The following is a 15,514-nucleotide window of genomic DNA, read 5'->3' as shown; positions in this document are numbered from 1 at the left end:
CATGGATATAAAGATACAGATAAACGGTACATTCTTGGAGGGTCTGACTAAGACAGATGTCAAACTCTCCATCAATGCGTCATCTCCCTACTCGTTTGGGGAATCTACCCGTACCTACTCGGCTAACATCAAAGCACCGAGAAACCGGGTCAACGATGGTATCTTCTATCAGATGCGCAACTTCGGCTACGTGATGCGTGATACGAAGTACGAGGCTAGGATTTACATAGGCGGGACAGCGATCAACAAGCGGTTCAAAGCTAAGGTGACCTGCGATGAGGAGAGCTACAGCATTGCCCTTTCTCAGTCAGACCTTAAGATGTCGCAGTTGCCGAAGGAAGTCGTGGAGGCTACGCTCATCGACTCGAATGTGGGCAATACCCGGTTCTTCCGAGCTAGCGATTTGATCACGAAAGCACTAGGTTCTCCTACTCCCGTGTCATTCCCATCTATTGACTACGGAGGATATGCACCGGGTCTGATCATAGAGAACAAGGGTCAGATAGGTATTTCCGATCTACTTGTAGGCAAGTCAGTTACCGTGTTTTGGCGGTACGCTTCCGAGACCGACGACGGTACGAAATATTTTAGAGGGAACTTCTTAGACATCAAGGAGTACGATACCCGGACAGCCATAACAGCACCGGGTGGGGTGACATCATCAACCGTAGCTGTGGTCACTATGGACAACAACGCTTACATCACGCTGGACATGTCTAAGGTAGGCACAATGCTGAACTATGTGGTCCTCAAGGCTGTGGACAACAATCAGACGATCGCCATCTTCCAAAAGGACGCTGATCAGAATGATATCACGCAGGTACGCTACAAGTACGTGTCCACTACTTTCAACATCCCGATATACACGTATCACGGGATGTATATCAGCAGGGACATCAATGACTACAATAAGTTGGATGCGCTTCCGCCATCATTCATGTCACCGGATGAAGCCGTAAACCTGTCGGGAAAGATAACATCGCTTCAGAATACCGCAGGACTTACGCAGGAATTTGGAAACTGCGGAGTATCGGATGCCATAACGTATCTCACCGACATATGCAAGATATTTCAGTGGGGGTGGAAATTTACGCTGAACGTGGACGATAGCGGCAACACGGGAGTCATAGTCAACGTGTACAAACTGATAGCTGATGATGCCCGCAACGTAGATCGGAACCACGGTCCGATAACCTTCAACGAGTTCCGGCAGGATTGGTCAGACTTTTACCTGTCAACCGACAAGATCGAGGATTCCGAGGGCTTCCCGAACACCGCAGTGTTCAAGATCGGGGATTTCTTCAAAAGTTTGCAGGTTTCTAAGGCATCATTCACGGCTAAGGGAGACATCGTGGAATCCAATGTCCCATATCCTCAAGACGGTACGTATCCTAGATTCGCCATTCGTAAAGGAGCGGTGGGAAGCGGGTCTACTTGGGTAGAATACTTCAAGTCGATCGAGTACACGCAGTCACTACAGAAGTACTACGGGCTGTTTTCGGACGCATTGGACGTGACAATTAAGGCTAAAATACCTTATTATCACATCGAAAACAACTATAAGGAGAACGGGATAGTGTGGTTTAAGCAGTTAAATGCGTTCTTCTATGTCCGGTCGATCACGGACTACAACATTTCCACGCAGGAATGTAAGGTAAAACTAACTAAAATTAATTTATTAAGACAAAAATAATGGCAGAAGATGTAACATTACTAGATTTATCGTTCAAAACGGAGAAAGCCGTAGAAGGTTTGGACGCTCTTATTAAGAAATCGCTAGAACTAGCGGAGGAAAAGAAGCAGCTAACTACTACTCTAAACAATGAAAAGAAGGCTTTAGAGGAAGTTCGGAAGGCTTATGCGGATAACAAAACGGATCAGACAGCCGCAAAGAAACAAATGGAGCAGCTGGAGACTAACATCATCTCTAACACCAAGAAGCTAAACGATATGAAGACGGCTGTCTCTGAAAATGCAGCGCAGATCAAGGCGCACACCACTATTGTTAATGCTGGTGCAGAAACTGTAGAATCCATGCGGGCACAATTGGCGTTGAACACGAAGGCATTAAACAAAATGTCCGTGGAGGAACGCACTACCAAAGAATCCGGAATACAGCTAGTCAAGCAGACTAAAGAACTATCGGACCGATTGAAGGACCTAGAGAAAGGGGTAGGTGATACCCGTAGAAACGTGGGTAACTACGCAGAAGACATAGAGACTGCTACGGCTAATTTAGGCGGAATGACAGGCGCAACCGGGCAAATGGTCAAGGGTATGTCTGGGGGGATTGCTTCTATCAAGGCGTTCAACGCTGCATTGATGGCGAATCCTTTTGTCGCTATCGCTTCGGTTATTCTTACTGTGATCTCTGTTATCGGAAAGTTGATGGACCGAAACGATGAATTGGCGAACTCCGTTAAGACCATCCTTGCCCCAATGGAGTTTATTATAACGAGGGTACTTGATGCCATAGCTCTGTTTTTCTCAGAGGTCGTTAAGGTGTTCGAATGGCTGGCAGAGGCTTATATCAAGGTTTATAACTGGCTTGGTCTTATTTCGGATGAAACCGTAAAATCCATCAATACGGCGAAGGGGCTAGTAGCGGAAGAAGACGCACTATATCGTGCGGAAACCGCCGCTATAATTCCATTAGCAGAGCAACGAAGAGAACTAGAGAAACAGAAGGCTTTAGTAGCAGATCAATCCAAAACGGCGGCAGAAAGGGCGGCAGCTGCAAAAGAAGCCTTGCGCATATCTAAGCAAATGGAAGAGACAGAACTCAATTTGTTAAAGACAAGTGCTTCTATTCTTGAAAAGAAAGCTAATCAAGCCTATTCCACGAAAGAAGAGCTAAGGGCAGTTGCGGAAGCGAATGCCGCTGTAGCTGAAAAAGAAGCCCAGTACGCTTCGCAACGGAAGGAACTGATATCACAGTTATCCGGTATTGAAAAATCTGAAACTGATAAGAAAGTAGCAGCCGATAAAGCTGCCGCAGCATCATACTCCGCCGCTCAGAAGAAGGCAGCGGCAGACGCCAAGAAAGCGAAGGAGGATGCCGATAAGAAAGCTGCTGAAACAGCTAAGAAGATACAGGCGGAAGTTCTAAAAAGCTACGAGAACGGGATAACCGAACTACAGTTGAAAATCCGTGAATCCAATATCGGTATAGTAGACAAGCAGAAGGCACTAGGGGACCAAGACGCGCTAAACCAAGCTATCTTAGAAAAGGAGCGATACAGGTTACAGCAGGGGCTTATCACGCAACAGGAATTCGATAACATCAAGCTGGAACAGCGGATAGCATTCCAAGAACAGGTAGCCGCCCTAGAAGCCGAAGAAGCCGCTAAGAAGAGAGAAACGGAAGCTATGGACTTAGAGAACAAACGTGCCATCGAGGAAGCCAGCATAACTAGTGACTTCGAACGTGAATCCCTTCGTCTAGAGCAGCAATACCAAATGGAAGTTGCGAACGCTGAGAAGACTGGGGCGGACATTTCTTTGATTGAATCCAAATACGCCCAAATACGGGAAAAGAGAGAAAAGGAACTGGTAAACGCCAAGTTGCAAATGACAGCTGATATCGCCGGGCAAATCTCTAATATCATGGGACAGGAATCGGAAGCCGGAAAAGCGTTCGCTCTGGCGCAGGCTACGATTAACACATACTTAGGTGCATCTAAGGCTATTGCGCAGGGTGGTATTTGGGGAGTAGCGCAAGCAGCCATCGTGATCGCTGCCGGATTAAAACAAGTTGCTTCGATTATGAAAGTAAAAGAAGATATTCCCAAAACTAACACCAGCGTTAAGAAGTTTGCCAAAGGTGGTACCGTGTTTGGTGCTCCGCATTCACAGGGCGGTGTAACGTTCACCGGATCAAACGGGCAGCAGTTCGAGGCGGAAGGAGGCGAGAATATGTACATCCTCAACAAACGTGCATCTCATGCTATAAATGCGTTGTCTGCTCTTAATCAGCAATACGGGGGACGGTCTTTTGGCAATTCTAATGCTTACCGATATGCACAGGGGGGAGGATTCGATGTTATCAGTACTCAATCTTATACGAATCTTAATCGGTCTATGTCTAAGCAAACAGTTGATTTGTCCGACAAAACAGTGGCAGCTATCGCACTTGCGTTTGTAGAAGGGGTAGAGAATGCTCCAAATCCGATAGTTTCAGTCCAAGATATTACCGATGTACAACAAAATCGTACAATTGTTATTGATTCCGCATTGGGCTAATTCGTATTTGCTACAATTTGCGGATAGTAAGTAGGTTGTAACAGCTATTTTTGTGTTGAAATATAGTTTATAATATAGAATGGTTTATATAGTAAATCTCTAATTTATGGATTTCAAGAAAATACGAATTATAGAGGCGGGACCGACCGCAAACGATTGGACGGATGAAGTTAACGGTGAATTAAAAACCGGGAAAATCGTTATTACGCCCGAATCGCTAGCGTCCCTTGTGGTGGCTGGTAGTATTCGCCCTATCCATTCTCGCCGGACACACAACGGTAACGATCTGCTAGACCAGTACATCGGTAGTTTCTCTAATTTCGTTGAGGAAAACGGAGTAGTCTACGCCGATCTGACCTTTTCGAAAGCTCTCTTAAAGAACTATCCGCAGGAGGCAGGATTTATGAAGGACATGATTGAAAAGGAACCGGAAATGCTAGGCGTTTCAGTCGTAGACCTAGACACTAAGGTGTGGAACGAAGAGAACCAAACATGGGACGTGACGAGTTTTGAAGAATTATTCACGTGTGACCTTGTAGGCTTACCAGCCGCGACAAGTTCGCTTTTTAATAACCAAAAATCAAAGAATAAAATGGGTCTTTTATCAAGCATTATCAGCACCTTTTCAAAGAAAACGGAGCTTAAAGAGGAAATCGTAGAAACGGTTAATGGTGAAAAGATCACTATTAAGGCAGCAGGAGAAGAGGCAGCCGTAGGTGACGAAGTAGTAAAAGAGGACGGAACCGCCGTGGAAGATGGTGAGATCACCGTTGATATCCCGGAAGAGGGAAAAATCGTTCTCGTGATCAAAGATGGCAAGATAGCCGAGTTCAAAGAGTACATGGACGAAAAGCCGGAGGAAACACCGGAGACAGAAACCAAGACACCGGACGAATTTTCTCAGCGTCTAACTGCTCTTGAATCATCTTTGAGTGAGATTAAAACAATGCTTTCCAAGCAAACGAAAACGCCACCTGTTGCAACTCGTACGGTGGGAGGCAAACCGAAAACAGATGCACAAAAAACGCAGCTTTCTAACGAGGAAGCACGCAAGAAAGCGCGGGAGGCGATGGTTAAGTTCGCAAAAGAAAAGTAATCACACTAAAATCATAGGAGACTATAAATTATGGCAATGACATTTACGGATTTAAATAATCTGAATATTAACTCACTGGCTGACGTCATATCTTTGACTGTCGGGCTGGTTGGCGAAATGGAACGCGGTGCAACCGTTCTCTCTGGACTTGACAATAAAACGCCTATTGTTACTTTTGTAGCGAAAGATAAGGCACTTCGTAAGTCTGCTGGATGTGAAGGTACTTATGAGTACACAGATATGTCCGATCATGTAAAGTACTATGACTTCCAGCCTTTGGAGTTACCTATCGTTGTTTGTTTACAAGATTTGTGGGGGAAGATGGTAGCTAAGGGTATTCATTTGTCGGATGACTTCGATGAAACTCAACTGGCAGGTTTCATGGCTTCGGAAGTACTGAAAGTTTTGGAGGCTGATTTGCTACGTCTCGCATGGCTGGACGGAACTAAGACAGGTGATGTTGCTTACAATATTTTCAAAAATGGTGGTTTCATTAAGCAAATGAAGGACAGCGCAGAAACTATCCTTCCTTTGCAGTTGACTACGGCTAGCGTAGAGGATACCATGAAGAAACTTATTGATTCACAACGTCCCGATCAAAAGGAACTTAGCGAGTTCTTCGTGACTTCTAATGTAATGCGCCTGTTTAAGAACTTAGTTCAGAGTAAGGACAACACAACTGCTCAGGAGCATTTCGAGAACGGAAAAGCTGTGTACACTTTAGAAGGATACAAGATCAATGAACTTCCTCATGTTTCTGCGTCTATGATCGCAGATGCAACAGATGAAGATGCGTTTATCGCGTTTACTCCGAAACGTAATATCCAAATCGCTTTGGAAGATTCAAGCGTGAACATTAAACCGTTCATTCAAGATGCGAAAGACCGCAAGTATTACTCTACAACTGTGTTTGCTGCGGACGTAATGGTAGCTATTCCGTCTATTTTGAAACTTGCAACAAAAGCGAAAGCATAACAACTAATACCGAAAACTATGGCATGTATGAAATTAAATAAGGCTATCGTTTTTGGGTGTGCGGGCGGCTCAGTCGGTTTGGCTGGGCTGTACCTTGTTAACAAATCGGAATTGTCTTCTTTTGTAATGGGTGGCGATGGCGTGACATTAAACTCTATCGTCCTTGTATCCGGTGCAAAGGCAATTCCGGTTGACTGTTACAAGAATGGCGCAAAAGTAGTGGACGCTTTGCGTACACTGGACGGTGCAGCCGGAATGGAACAGACGGTTACTATCACGGTCTACGATAAGACTTCTGACGGTGCAGCGATTAAGGAATCACTGCTATCCGGGAATTACGTAGCCTTCGCAAAACTCAAAGACGGCGGTAACATTAAAGTTGCCGGACTTAATACCGGGCTGGAAGTGGCAAGCATGGATGGAGATACTTCGGCGGCTGGCGGTTTCGATACCGTAACGCTGAAAACACCGGATAACTCTAGGGGGGATCGCAATATAGTTGCTTTACCTGCTGTTTGGACGTATTTAGAAGCTAATAAATTAACTTAACAACATGGGATGTATTAGTAATATCACGGGTGCAATAACCTACGATTGTTTAGGTGGAGCAGTTGGAATAGCTGATTTGTTGCTTATTAACTACTCAGATATCCAATCTATCTCCATCGCCAACGGTATCGCTACTATCACGTTGACTGTTTCGGGCAAGGTTATCCGGGTAGCGTCTATCCGAAAGGGTGCAAATGCTACAGAAGCCCAAAGAATTAACGAAAACGCCCCGAATGCGCTGGAACAATCGGTTAATTTTACCGTGTATAAGAAAACGAGTGCGGAAAACGTGTTTATCAATACCATTCTCAATTCTCGCCTTGTGGCGGTTGCAAAAATGGTTGAAACAGGTGTTTACCGTATTTATGGCTGTAATTACGGTTTGGAGGTATCCGGACTGGAAGAATCAGCAAATGATAACGGCGGCTATACCGCCATTACGTTAACCACACCTGAGAACGTTCTAGGAGAAGCCCGTGCATCAATCACTGAGGCTACATGGAATACTCTAGTGTCTAAATCATCATAATTATGGCTTGTTTAAAGAAGATAGCACAAGATTTAGCGTTTGATTGCGCTAATCCCGGTTTAATCTCTGGAATTGCCGGAGTAGAAGAAGCCGTAATATTGAACTACGAAGATGTTTCTAGTATCTCGGTATCTTCTACGACAGGACAGGCAGTAGTAACAATGAAAGCCGGAACCAGGGGATATACCGTTCAATCCGTAAAAAACTCTATTCAAGTGACGGAGGCATCGCGGGCAAACGACAATGCTCCTACTATGTTGGAAATATCAGTAGTCATGAAACTTCTTTCATCGTTACCTGTAGTTAGCTACATTATCGCTTTGGTTTCTGGATCGTTTTTGGTTGCTATTAGAACAAAAAACAACCAATATTTCATTTTGGGATGTAACTCGCCGTTAGAGGTCTCAGATTTATCAACTGATAGTTCAACAGACGGAGTTTCAACCGCTACTTTAAAAACGCCGGACGGGTCTTGCGGAGATTTCCATTATAGTATTACGGCGGCACAGTATAACTCTTTAAAAACTGTATAATCATGGCAAGAGCAAAGAAAACTGTAACAAAAGATATCAAGCCCGTGCGCGAATTAATTCGCTTAACGGACGAGTTCGAGATTTTGAATCTCTGTAAAAGTATTACGCATCTAAAACTGGACCCTATGTGCCATATGGATCGTGCGTACGCGAAGAAATGGTATGAGGATCACTACTTGACGGGCATACACGTTCGCTACGTAATGAAACCGGGACTATCTATCAATCATGTGGCGGACGGAGTTGTTTACCGTGCATTTAATTGTACGGACGCCATCGCCGAACGAATCATGAAAGAAAATCCGGTTTATAAATCCTACTTTGAGGACTTAGGTCCAATAGAACCACAGGAGGACGTACCGACCGTTTTGCCCGCTGATCCTGAACCGGAACAAACACCGGAAACAGAAGCTCCAGAAGAAGAGAAGCCCGTAGAACCGGAGACCCCCGCTGATCCTGAACCGGAAGCCTCAGTAGAAACAACACCGGAGGCTTTAGTAGACGAGATTATGAAGGAACTGGAATAAACTAAAAGGAAACGTTAATATGATAGCTCACAAGAAAGTAAACGTAATAGTAGATAGAGCGCTCAAAGTTAACGCTAAGGTTTCCGAAAAGATTGTGGGGTATGGGGACGGAAACCTATACCCCCAAATTTTATCGGAACTTATATATGCTAGCAAAACCGCCTCTTTGAGTGTGGAACGGCTGAGCGAAGCGATAGAATGTGAAGGCTTTAAAAACCGTGTTTTTGGCGAAATGACGAACGCCCACGGAGATAACATGGACGAGATACTGAATATGCTGGCATATGACGTAGCTCGTTTCAGAGGGTGCGCTCTAATTGTCCAGTATGGAGGTGATTATCGCCCTAAAATGATTTATCCCGTTCCTTTCGAATACGTCCGTGCCGGGCTGAATAAAGACTACTTAACGAATCCGGTTATTCATAAGTACGTAGTGTTTAACAATTGGGATCGTCAAAATATCAAGTCTACCCAATTGGATAAAACGGCAGTTACCTATCCGGCGTTCAATCCAGATAACTTTGCGGATGAAGTAGAGTTTTTCGGCGGAATTGAGAATCACCCCGGACAGCTTTTGTACATAAACTTCTTCACTACGAAGCCCTATCCGCTTTCTCCGTTTCATTCAGTCCAGTCCGAGATGCAAGCGGAAGCGATGAACTCTACTTATGTAGAACGGACGCTTACACGTGGTTTCCACATGTGCAGCATCATTTCTCACGGAGAATTTACCGAACAGGAGGAACAGGACGCTTTTGTTAAGGGGATAAAAGATATAATGGGAGCGCAAGGGGCAGGATCAGCGGTATTGGTCCGTGATGAAAATGCTCTGACTGATAAGCCATTTATTAAGGTAGACCAGTTGGGCGTACCGATTGACGCTAATCTGTATAAGGCTTACAACGAACCGCTAAAAAAGGATATCGCTTCACAAGCCTACAATATTCCTATTCCTTTGGTTGACTCGTCTTTGATTTCATTCTCCAATGCGTCCGGCGAGGTCGTGAAGGAAATGCAGAAAGTTTATCGTCGTTCTGTGACGAAACTTCGTAGTAAGTTGAGTCGGGAAATTGCGCGTGCCTTAGACCTTCCAACAGAAGTATGTGAAATTTATAACGAATTAGAAGAATCTAACTCGATAGTAAACGTTAAAACAGACCCAAATGAATAGTTTTTCCGAAGTAATCAAGAAGTTCCGTGAAATCTTTGATATCGCAGCAGATGTTAAGGACACAGAGATAAACAAATGCATTCAAGAGGCAGATAAGCTCGATATAAAAGTAGCTCTTTGCGGTGATACATTCTTTTCGGTATCGAGTGAGCTAGGAGGTGGAAAAGGAGAGAGTGATATCCCTGCCGGAACCGATTCTGATTCTAATTATTCGTTAGATATCGTAATAGCCGGGAAAAACTACAATATAGTTCCTCTTTATACGATCCTATGTTACTATGCGTTTGTGCGATATATGAAGATAGCGGACCAAAAAAGCACATCTACAGGACTGAAAACGCAGGTATACAACGGGTCGTTGATATTGCCAGACTATAACAAAAATAAGCGATGGGAAGAGGAACGTGGGAAAGCAGATGCTTTTATAGAGGATTTCCATATTGTATACGAGTTATTTAAGGAATCAGATAATCCAAAGGATAAACATTGTTGTGACTCTGTTAAGCCTTATCGAGTATGTTTTATAAGTTAAAAGAGTGAGGAAATGAAAAGGGAAACGAGAGACGATATCATGATTTGGTCTGCTGTGGGAATGCTCTTCGCAGGAGTGGGGGTGTCAGTTGCAGGTTTTTTAGTTGAGCCTTTAGGTATCATTCATGATACTGTATTATGGTTCTTTGCACAATGCTTGATATGGTCGGGAGCTGTTTTCGGCATCCCTGTCTATGTCAGAACTAAAATTAATAGTATGATTGGGAATATATCCGAAAAAGAAAAAACGGAAGTGAAAAGGAGAGTAAATAATGAACTGGATCAAGGAAAGTAATCGCCCTAAACATCTCCTGTATGCTATTCCAGCAGGGGCACTATTTACTATTTTATTTGTGGCAGGATTGGCGGCAGGAATGGAATTTAAAGACAGAGATTGGGGTGGGAAATGGGATTGGCTTGATATTGTGGCAACATTAATCGGTGGAGCTATCGGGCAACTAATTCAAGTTTTAATATTGATTTTAATTATATAGGAGGAAAGAATATGAAGAGAGAAGATATAGACTCAATCATCATTCACTGCTCGGCAACACGTGCCGGACAAGACTTGCGAGCTAAGGATATTGACCGGATGCACCGGGCACGTGGTTTTAATCAAATTGGCTATAACTTTGTAATTGATTTAGATGGTACCGTAGAAAACGGTCGGTCATTATCCATTGACGGAGCGCATTGTAACACAAAAGGTTTTTCCGGTATTAGTTATAATAAACACAGTATCGGTATCTGCTACATCGGTGGACTTGATGCAAGCGGACATCCAAAAGACACTCGAACCGAAGTGCAAAAGAATGCCCTTTGTGATCTTGTAGCCAAACTATGTAGGGAATATGATATAGTAGAGTTATTGGGGCACCGGGATACGTCTCCAGATATTAATGGAAATGGTGAGATTGAACCAGTAGAATATATCAAAGCGTGTCCATGTTTCGATGTCCGGAGCGAATTTACCAACTTTTTACGCAATATAGTAGTTAAACCATGAAAGTACTACCTTGGATATTAGTATGCTTGTTACTTGGCATACTCGTGTGGATGCAATGTAATCCGCACGATCCTTCGACTGTCTATACGAAAGGAGATACGGTAAAACTGCGGGATACTATAGTTGATATAGTACTTTTGCCTGTTAAGGAGACACTAAAGAGGACAGATACGGTATATTTACCGATTCTGATAGATACAACTATCGATAAGACCATAAAAGGAGATACGGTTCCGGTACTTATCCCGATAACAAGCAAAGAATATAAGACAAATGATTACAGGGCAATAGTCAGTGGATATAAGCCTAGTCTTGATTTCATGGAAGTCTACGGAGAAAAGGAAATCATCACTCTTAAACCGAAAAACAAACGTTGGGGATTAGGCTTGCAGACAGGATGCAGTTATCCGGGCGGTTGGTATGTTGGTGTAGGAATAAGCTATAATTTAGTTATGTGGTAAAGAAAAGGGAAATATGAGGCGATAGTGTTTGTAGTTTTCTTCTCTATTATTTTTACTGCTAGATTATTTTTGGATATTTCACATATTATTTATAATTTCGTATTTGCATTTTAATCTCATAATGTAACTTATATAAATTGTATATTGAAGGTATGAAATATATATGTTTATTTCTTTTTGCGTGTATTTCAATAATATCCAAAGCACAAACTTTAATTCTGTCAGAAAATGATTCTACGGTTATGACAGAATATAATGATGGGAATCTTTGGGCATATAGAAATGCGAATGGTTTTATCGTTGGTCTTACGACTTATGAAACGAAAGATGATTATGGAAAATATTACCGGATAGAGATTTACATCAAGAATCAGTGTGATTCATCGGTTATATTTACGCCAGACGATGTTACTTCTCACTTACTAACTAATAGAGGAGATAGTTCTCAATTAATAGTATATACAAATGAAGCCTTTCAGAAAAAGATAAGAAAGTCTCAAAACTGGGCTATGGCTTTATATGGCTTTTCTTCTGGGCTTAGTGCAGGAAGTGCCGGATATTCTACGTCTTATTCTACATCGTATTCGTCAAATGGTACCATTTCTACAACAATAACCAACCATTATGATGCAAATGCAGCTTTTCAAGCTAATATGGCATCATCTTACCAATTACAAACATTGGGCAAAATGATGGATAATGATAGGGAAATAAAAAGGCAAGGATATTTAAAGAAGACAACAGTACATCCTAATGAGGGTATAATAGGATATATGAACATTAAAAGGAAAAAAGGAAAGATCCTAACTATAAATATACCTATCAATGGTTATGTTTATTCTTTTGATTGGGATGTAAGTAAATAAAATTGGGATTGAAGTTAAATGAAAGGCAGCTTATTAGGCTGCCTTTTTAATAAATAACTAAAGCATTCCTTTCTCTTTTGCTAGTTTTAAAATAGCTTCACAAATAAACGAAGTCTTATCGTCTACCTTTTCGAGAATTGAACTGACATCCTCCGGGGCTTTAAAGCCGTAGCGTTTCGCAGTTGTTTTCTTTCGTCCTGCTCCAGCTCTTGTACCACCGTGTTTTCCTTTTGTTATTTCATCCATAATCGTTATATTTGCAAAATCCTAATCGGTTGGGGAGGTTTCCCTCCCCTTGGATTTTAGAGTAGAATTTCGAAGTTTACTCTTACTTTCCAGATTCTAAATGAAATTGCGAGTCTCATAATGAATACCGATTAGGTTTTTCTTCTTGCTTTCTCGGTGAAGAAGATTAACCGCTGTAATCATCTCTTTGATTACATTACAAAGATAAGCATTATTTTGATATCGTACAAACGGAATCAAGAAAAAGATTGAGAAAATATCATTTTTAACATATCGGTATATTTAATTAGTTGGCAGTTAGGTTTTAATTGCTTTTTTATATCTTTGCCTATAATTATAGTGATTGATGATTGAATGGTTTAAGAAGTGTGGGACCAAACGAGGGAAGTGAATGCTATTAAAATGATATTTTCTCTAAAATTATCATTTGTTTTACTATAGTTTTACGTAGATTGTAGTTTTATTCTTAATTTGCTGGTTCTTAAATTGTTATGTTTTAAGTGTGGTTGCTATAATATAATGGGACTCCCCATACAGAAACTGTACGGGGAGCTGAAGAAATTATAATAAATCCAACATTAACGGGATATCCTCTTCTTGAATACCTTGTTTGAGAAGAGCTTCCTCGTCTTTCCGGAACATTTCCAGGAAGCGTTCACGGTTTCCATTGGCCGTAATTGACTTACCATATAAAGCGGCTGCTTTCTGGATATCTCCCATTGCCCAAGCGACATGTCCGGCGTTCATATAGTCGATGGCCAATGGCTTCTGTCCGATGATTTTTTCGTAATATTTCATTGCTTGTTCGTACTTCCGGCTGATGAATGAACACCATCCGATACCACGCCATGCTTTTATACAATTGCTTTCGATGAAATCCAGTTTGAAAAAATAATTGGCTGCTTCTTCGTATTGACCGAGTTCAGCCAGGCAACTGCCGATGTGGAAAATAACATTGGTGCTTTCCGGTGTAGCTTCTTCCACCTTTTTATAGTAGCTCAGTGCTGCCTGATAATTTCGGTTTAGCCGGTAACAGATAGCCAGATGGCGGTTGTTCCAAATATTATCCGGTTTCAATGTATCTGCTTTCAGATAAGCATCGATGGCTTCTGCATACTTCTTGTTTTTTTGCAGAGCATATCCCAGTTTCTGATAATATTCCGCACCTCTTCCTTTCAGTGCTCCGATCGTTTCCATTTCCTCATACACTTCTATCGCTTCATTCCAACGTTCTTTCTTTAAATAGAAATCAGCAATCGGGAATAGGATATATTCATTATACAGTACGTTATTAAGTGCAGGAATGTGATGCAAATCGAGTTTCTCTTTGAAGATATCTCTGAACTCATGACGGCGTACGCTAAGTTTGAAGAAACGGTACAGATCGTGCAGATATTGATTGCTGACTGTTCCCGGTCGTTCATTGAATTTCTTCATTGTTTCCGCGTTCGATTTTTCAGACAGTTCCGCCACTTGTTGCTCTCCAAGTTGACTCAGCATCATGTCTTGTTGAGCTTTAGGCAGCTGCCGGATCGTAAAGAAGAGTGAATATTTATCGCTGTTACTGAAAAATCCTGATTGGAGAATTAAATCCAGTAATGTGTTTTTTTCGTTTCCTTCCTGTTTTAGTTGTTTGATGACATCAGACTGTTGCTTACTGAATGGGTAAAACCAATTCTGTACTTCCCGAAAAAACGGATAGCTTTTGAGTGCCGCAAATGTACTCATATATACATCGGCCCCTTCCAGTTGCAATTCATTCATTTCGCGCAATTTGTCTCCCAGACCCGACTGTTCGAAAGCATCCGCCCAATCCGGGTTCTTGTCATCATTCTCTTCCTCATTCTCCTCAAAGCCGAATCTCATGTTTCGCATAGACGAAACATTCTTCAACATCTCGGGAATGATTTCTTCTCTCATTTTCTTGTCTATCTTTTCCGTTTCCTGACATAATAACATCTGGTGATAGATGCGTGCCACATCCTCTTGGAAGGAAGAAATCTCATCCATGAACTCAACCCTTTTGATCAGGTCGGGGTAGAGGGAAAGACGGTTTCTATAGATATGGAAAATGAAAATCACACCTACCAGTGCACGTTGGCTGGCATTGACGTCCGGGTGGCGGTAAGCGTCTAGCAACCACATAACTTTACGCAAGTCAAAGCATTCCATCAGACTTAATGTAACAGCACTGATAAACAGGCACAGGTCGTTCACCGGCAACAGTTCGGAGATAAGCATGGATTGTGCATCCTCTTCCTCTTCAGGAGTCCATGAACTGTTGGTCCATGTTTGCAGAAACATAAATTTGAGTGTATCTTCATGCCGTTTCAGTACATCGTCCATTTTCTCGTCGGATAACAGCCCGCTGACTGCCAAGTCGTCATTGAATGACTCCAGCATATGCAGCAGTTTTTTTAGAGTGTATGCTGACAAATCTTCCGATCGGGGAGTACGGCGTACCTCGTGATAATATCTTGATGAGGCGTTATCCAGCATGAGCAGGCGCGAACGGTCGGCTATTTCCCATGTATCAGCCACAAGTTTTCTGTATACATTCCAGCGTTCAGGGTCATTCGCTCCCTGGCGCATATACTCCAGCATATACTTGTAGGAGGTTTGCAGCTGCTCCATACGGTTACGTAAATCCCAGTCCGGACATTGCCAGAGCAGGGACTCCAACTGCATCAGAGCTTCCTTAAGTCTTTTTTCTTCTAGTAGAGAGCGTATATAGGCGTATTGTTCATTGATCGTTTTTTCGTTCATAATGGTTCAATTATTT

At 42.5% G+C, this 15,514-nt stretch carries 17 protein-coding genes; 15 read left to right on the top strand and 2 right to left on the bottom strand.

Annotated elements, in window-relative coordinates; translation table 11 throughout:
- The first annotated feature begins 319 nt into the window (after positions 1-319).
- The 15 genes from HMPREF2794_RS13995 to HMPREF2794_RS13925 all read left to right on the top strand — a co-directional run bounded on the left by HMPREF2794_RS13995 (position 320) and on the right by HMPREF2794_RS13925 (position 12,486).
- The gene (locus HMPREF2794_RS13995; RefSeq protein ID WP_139147258.1) at positions 320-1,693 is read left to right on the top strand and encodes a hypothetical protein; all 1,374 of its coding nucleotides are present in this window, start codon (positions 320-322) and stop codon (positions 1,691-1,693) included.
- Positions 1,693-4,242, top strand: a complete 2,550-nt coding sequence (locus tag HMPREF2794_RS13990; protein WP_070751708.1) for a coiled-coil domain-containing protein — start codon at positions 1,693-1,695, stop codon at positions 4,240-4,242. The genes HMPREF2794_RS13995 and HMPREF2794_RS13990 overlap by 1 nt, the downstream gene beginning before the upstream one ends.
- Before the next feature lie 106 nt (positions 4,243-4,348).
- The gene (locus HMPREF2794_RS13985; protein ID WP_070751707.1) at positions 4,349-5,338 is read left to right on the top strand and encodes a nuclear transport factor 2-like protein; all 990 of its coding nucleotides are present in this window, start codon (positions 4,349-4,351) and stop codon (positions 5,336-5,338) included.
- A gap of 30 nt (positions 5,339-5,368) precedes the next feature.
- Positions 5,369-6,313 (top strand): hypothetical protein, encoded by a 945-nt coding sequence (locus HMPREF2794_RS13980; protein WP_070751706.1) that lies wholly within the window; start codon positions 5,369-5,371, stop codon positions 6,311-6,313.
- 27 nt (positions 6,314-6,340) lie between these two features.
- Positions 6,341-6,862 carry a hypothetical protein gene (locus HMPREF2794_RS13975; protein ID WP_139147257.1) on the top strand — a complete coding sequence of 174 codons (522 nt, stop codon included), beginning with the start codon at positions 6,341-6,343 and terminating at the stop codon, positions 6,860-6,862.
- A 4-nt stretch (positions 6,863-6,866) separates the two neighbouring features.
- Positions 6,867-7,391, top strand: coding sequence for a hypothetical protein (locus tag HMPREF2794_RS13970; RefSeq protein ID WP_070751704.1), 525 nt, complete (start codon positions 6,867-6,869; stop codon positions 7,389-7,391).
- A gap of 2 nt (positions 7,392-7,393) precedes the next feature.
- Positions 7,394-7,924 carry a hypothetical protein gene (locus tag HMPREF2794_RS13965; RefSeq protein WP_070751703.1) on the top strand — a complete coding sequence of 177 codons (531 nt, stop codon included), beginning with the start codon at positions 7,394-7,396 and terminating at the stop codon, positions 7,922-7,924.
- Positions 7,925-7,926: 2 nt separating this feature from the next.
- The gene (locus HMPREF2794_RS13960; protein ID WP_070751702.1) at positions 7,927-8,451 is read left to right on the top strand and encodes a hypothetical protein; all 525 of its coding nucleotides are present in this window, start codon (positions 7,927-7,929) and stop codon (positions 8,449-8,451) included.
- Between the two features lie 19 nt (positions 8,452-8,470).
- Positions 8,471-9,622 carry a hypothetical protein gene (locus HMPREF2794_RS13955; protein ID WP_070751701.1) on the top strand — a complete coding sequence of 384 codons (1,152 nt, stop codon included), beginning with the start codon at positions 8,471-8,473 and terminating at the stop codon, positions 9,620-9,622.
- A complete protein-coding gene (locus HMPREF2794_RS13950) occupies positions 9,615-10,154 on the top strand; it encodes a hypothetical protein (protein WP_070751700.1) in 540 nt (179 codons plus the stop codon). Before HMPREF2794_RS13955 ends, HMPREF2794_RS13950 begins: the two co-directional genes overlap by 8 nt.
- A gap of 12 nt (positions 10,155-10,166) precedes the next feature.
- Positions 10,167-10,448: a hypothetical protein gene (locus HMPREF2794_RS13945; RefSeq protein WP_070751699.1), complete on the top strand. Its 282-nt coding sequence runs from the start codon at positions 10,167-10,169 to the stop codon at positions 10,446-10,448.
- Positions 10,426-10,647 carry a hypothetical protein gene (locus tag HMPREF2794_RS13940; protein ID WP_070751698.1) on the top strand — a complete coding sequence of 74 codons (222 nt, stop codon included), beginning with the start codon at positions 10,426-10,428 and terminating at the stop codon, positions 10,645-10,647. Before HMPREF2794_RS13945 ends, HMPREF2794_RS13940 begins: the two co-directional genes overlap by 23 nt.
- 11 nt (positions 10,648-10,658) lie before the next feature.
- The gene (locus HMPREF2794_RS13935; protein WP_070751697.1) at positions 10,659-11,159 is read left to right on the top strand and encodes an N-acetylmuramoyl-L-alanine amidase; all 501 of its coding nucleotides are present in this window, start codon (positions 10,659-10,661) and stop codon (positions 11,157-11,159) included.
- The gene (locus HMPREF2794_RS13930; protein ID WP_070751696.1) at positions 11,156-11,620 is read left to right on the top strand and encodes a DUF6808 domain-containing protein; all 465 of its coding nucleotides are present in this window, start codon (positions 11,156-11,158) and stop codon (positions 11,618-11,620) included. The genes HMPREF2794_RS13935 and HMPREF2794_RS13930 overlap by 4 nt, the downstream gene beginning before the upstream one ends.
- 152 nt (positions 11,621-11,772) lie before the next feature.
- Complete coding sequence (locus HMPREF2794_RS13925; protein ID WP_070751695.1) at positions 11,773-12,486, top strand: hypothetical protein; 714 nt, start codon at positions 11,773-11,775, stop codon at positions 12,484-12,486.
- 57 nt (positions 12,487-12,543) lie between these two features.
- Here the strand turns inward: HMPREF2794_RS13925 and HMPREF2794_RS13920 are convergent, their stop codons facing one another.
- Together HMPREF2794_RS13920 and HMPREF2794_RS13915 are read right to left on the bottom strand one after the other, a co-directional pair.
- Positions 12,544-12,732, bottom strand: coding sequence for a hypothetical protein (locus HMPREF2794_RS13920; RefSeq protein ID WP_070751694.1), 189 nt, complete (start codon positions 12,730-12,732; stop codon positions 12,544-12,546).
- 561 nt (positions 12,733-13,293) lie between these two features.
- Positions 13,294-15,498: a tetratricopeptide repeat protein gene (locus HMPREF2794_RS13915; protein ID WP_010538906.1), complete on the bottom strand. Its 2,205-nt coding sequence runs from the start codon at positions 15,496-15,498 to the stop codon at positions 13,294-13,296.
- Positions 15,499-15,514 lie beyond the last annotated feature (16 nt).

It is taken from the genome of Bacteroides sp. HMSC067B03 (assembly GCF_001811315.1).
GTDB lineage: Bacteria > Bacteroidota > Bacteroidia > Bacteroidales > Bacteroidaceae > Bacteroides > Bacteroides faecis.
The sequence above is the reverse complement of the archived record's forward strand: the minus strand, read 5'-3'. Positions and strand labels throughout refer to the sequence as shown.

What these genes read in the sequence shown, in the direction of transcription:
- HMPREF2794_RS13995 (WP_139147258.1), top strand. Translation starts at nt 320, where the DNA reads ATGTCGCAGTTGCCGAAGGAAGTCGTGGAGGCTACGCTCATCGACTCG.
- HMPREF2794_RS13990 (WP_070751708.1), top strand. Translation starts at nt 1,693, where the DNA reads ATGGCAGAAGATGTAACATTACTAGATTTATCGTTCAAAACGGAGAAA.
- HMPREF2794_RS13985 (WP_070751707.1), top strand. Translation starts at nt 4,349, where the DNA reads ATGGATTTCAAGAAAATACGAATTATAGAGGCGGGACCGACCGCAAAC.
- HMPREF2794_RS13980 (WP_070751706.1), top strand. Translation starts at nt 5,369, where the DNA reads ATGGCAATGACATTTACGGATTTAAATAATCTGAATATTAACTCACTG.
- HMPREF2794_RS13975 (WP_139147257.1), top strand. Translation starts at nt 6,341, where the DNA reads ATGAAATTAAATAAGGCTATCGTTTTTGGGTGTGCGGGCGGCTCAGTC.
- HMPREF2794_RS13970 (WP_070751704.1), top strand. Translation starts at nt 6,867, where the DNA reads ATGGGATGTATTAGTAATATCACGGGTGCAATAACCTACGATTGTTTA.
- HMPREF2794_RS13965 (WP_070751703.1), top strand. Translation starts at nt 7,394, where the DNA reads ATGGCTTGTTTAAAGAAGATAGCACAAGATTTAGCGTTTGATTGCGCT.
- HMPREF2794_RS13960 (WP_070751702.1), top strand. Translation starts at nt 7,927, where the DNA reads ATGGCAAGAGCAAAGAAAACTGTAACAAAAGATATCAAGCCCGTGCGC.
- HMPREF2794_RS13955 (WP_070751701.1), top strand. Translation starts at nt 8,471, where the DNA reads ATGATAGCTCACAAGAAAGTAAACGTAATAGTAGATAGAGCGCTCAAA.
- HMPREF2794_RS13950 (WP_070751700.1), top strand. Translation starts at nt 9,615, where the DNA reads ATGAATAGTTTTTCCGAAGTAATCAAGAAGTTCCGTGAAATCTTTGAT.
- HMPREF2794_RS13945 (WP_070751699.1), top strand. Translation starts at nt 10,167, where the DNA reads ATGAAAAGGGAAACGAGAGACGATATCATGATTTGGTCTGCTGTGGGA.
- HMPREF2794_RS13940 (WP_070751698.1), top strand. Translation starts at nt 10,426, where the DNA reads ATGAACTGGATCAAGGAAAGTAATCGCCCTAAACATCTCCTGTATGCT.
- HMPREF2794_RS13935 (WP_070751697.1), top strand. Translation starts at nt 10,659, where the DNA reads ATGAAGAGAGAAGATATAGACTCAATCATCATTCACTGCTCGGCAACA.
- HMPREF2794_RS13930 (WP_070751696.1), top strand. Translation starts at nt 11,156, where the DNA reads ATGAAAGTACTACCTTGGATATTAGTATGCTTGTTACTTGGCATACTC.
- HMPREF2794_RS13925 (WP_070751695.1), top strand. Translation starts at nt 11,773, where the DNA reads ATGAAATATATATGTTTATTTCTTTTTGCGTGTATTTCAATAATATCC.
- HMPREF2794_RS13920 (WP_070751694.1), bottom strand. Translation starts at nt 12,732, where the DNA reads ATGGATGAAATAACAAAAGGAAAACACGGTGGTACAAGAGCTGGAGCA.
- HMPREF2794_RS13915 (WP_010538906.1), bottom strand. Translation starts at nt 15,498, where the DNA reads ATGAACGAAAAAACGATCAATGAACAATACGCCTATATACGCTCTCTA.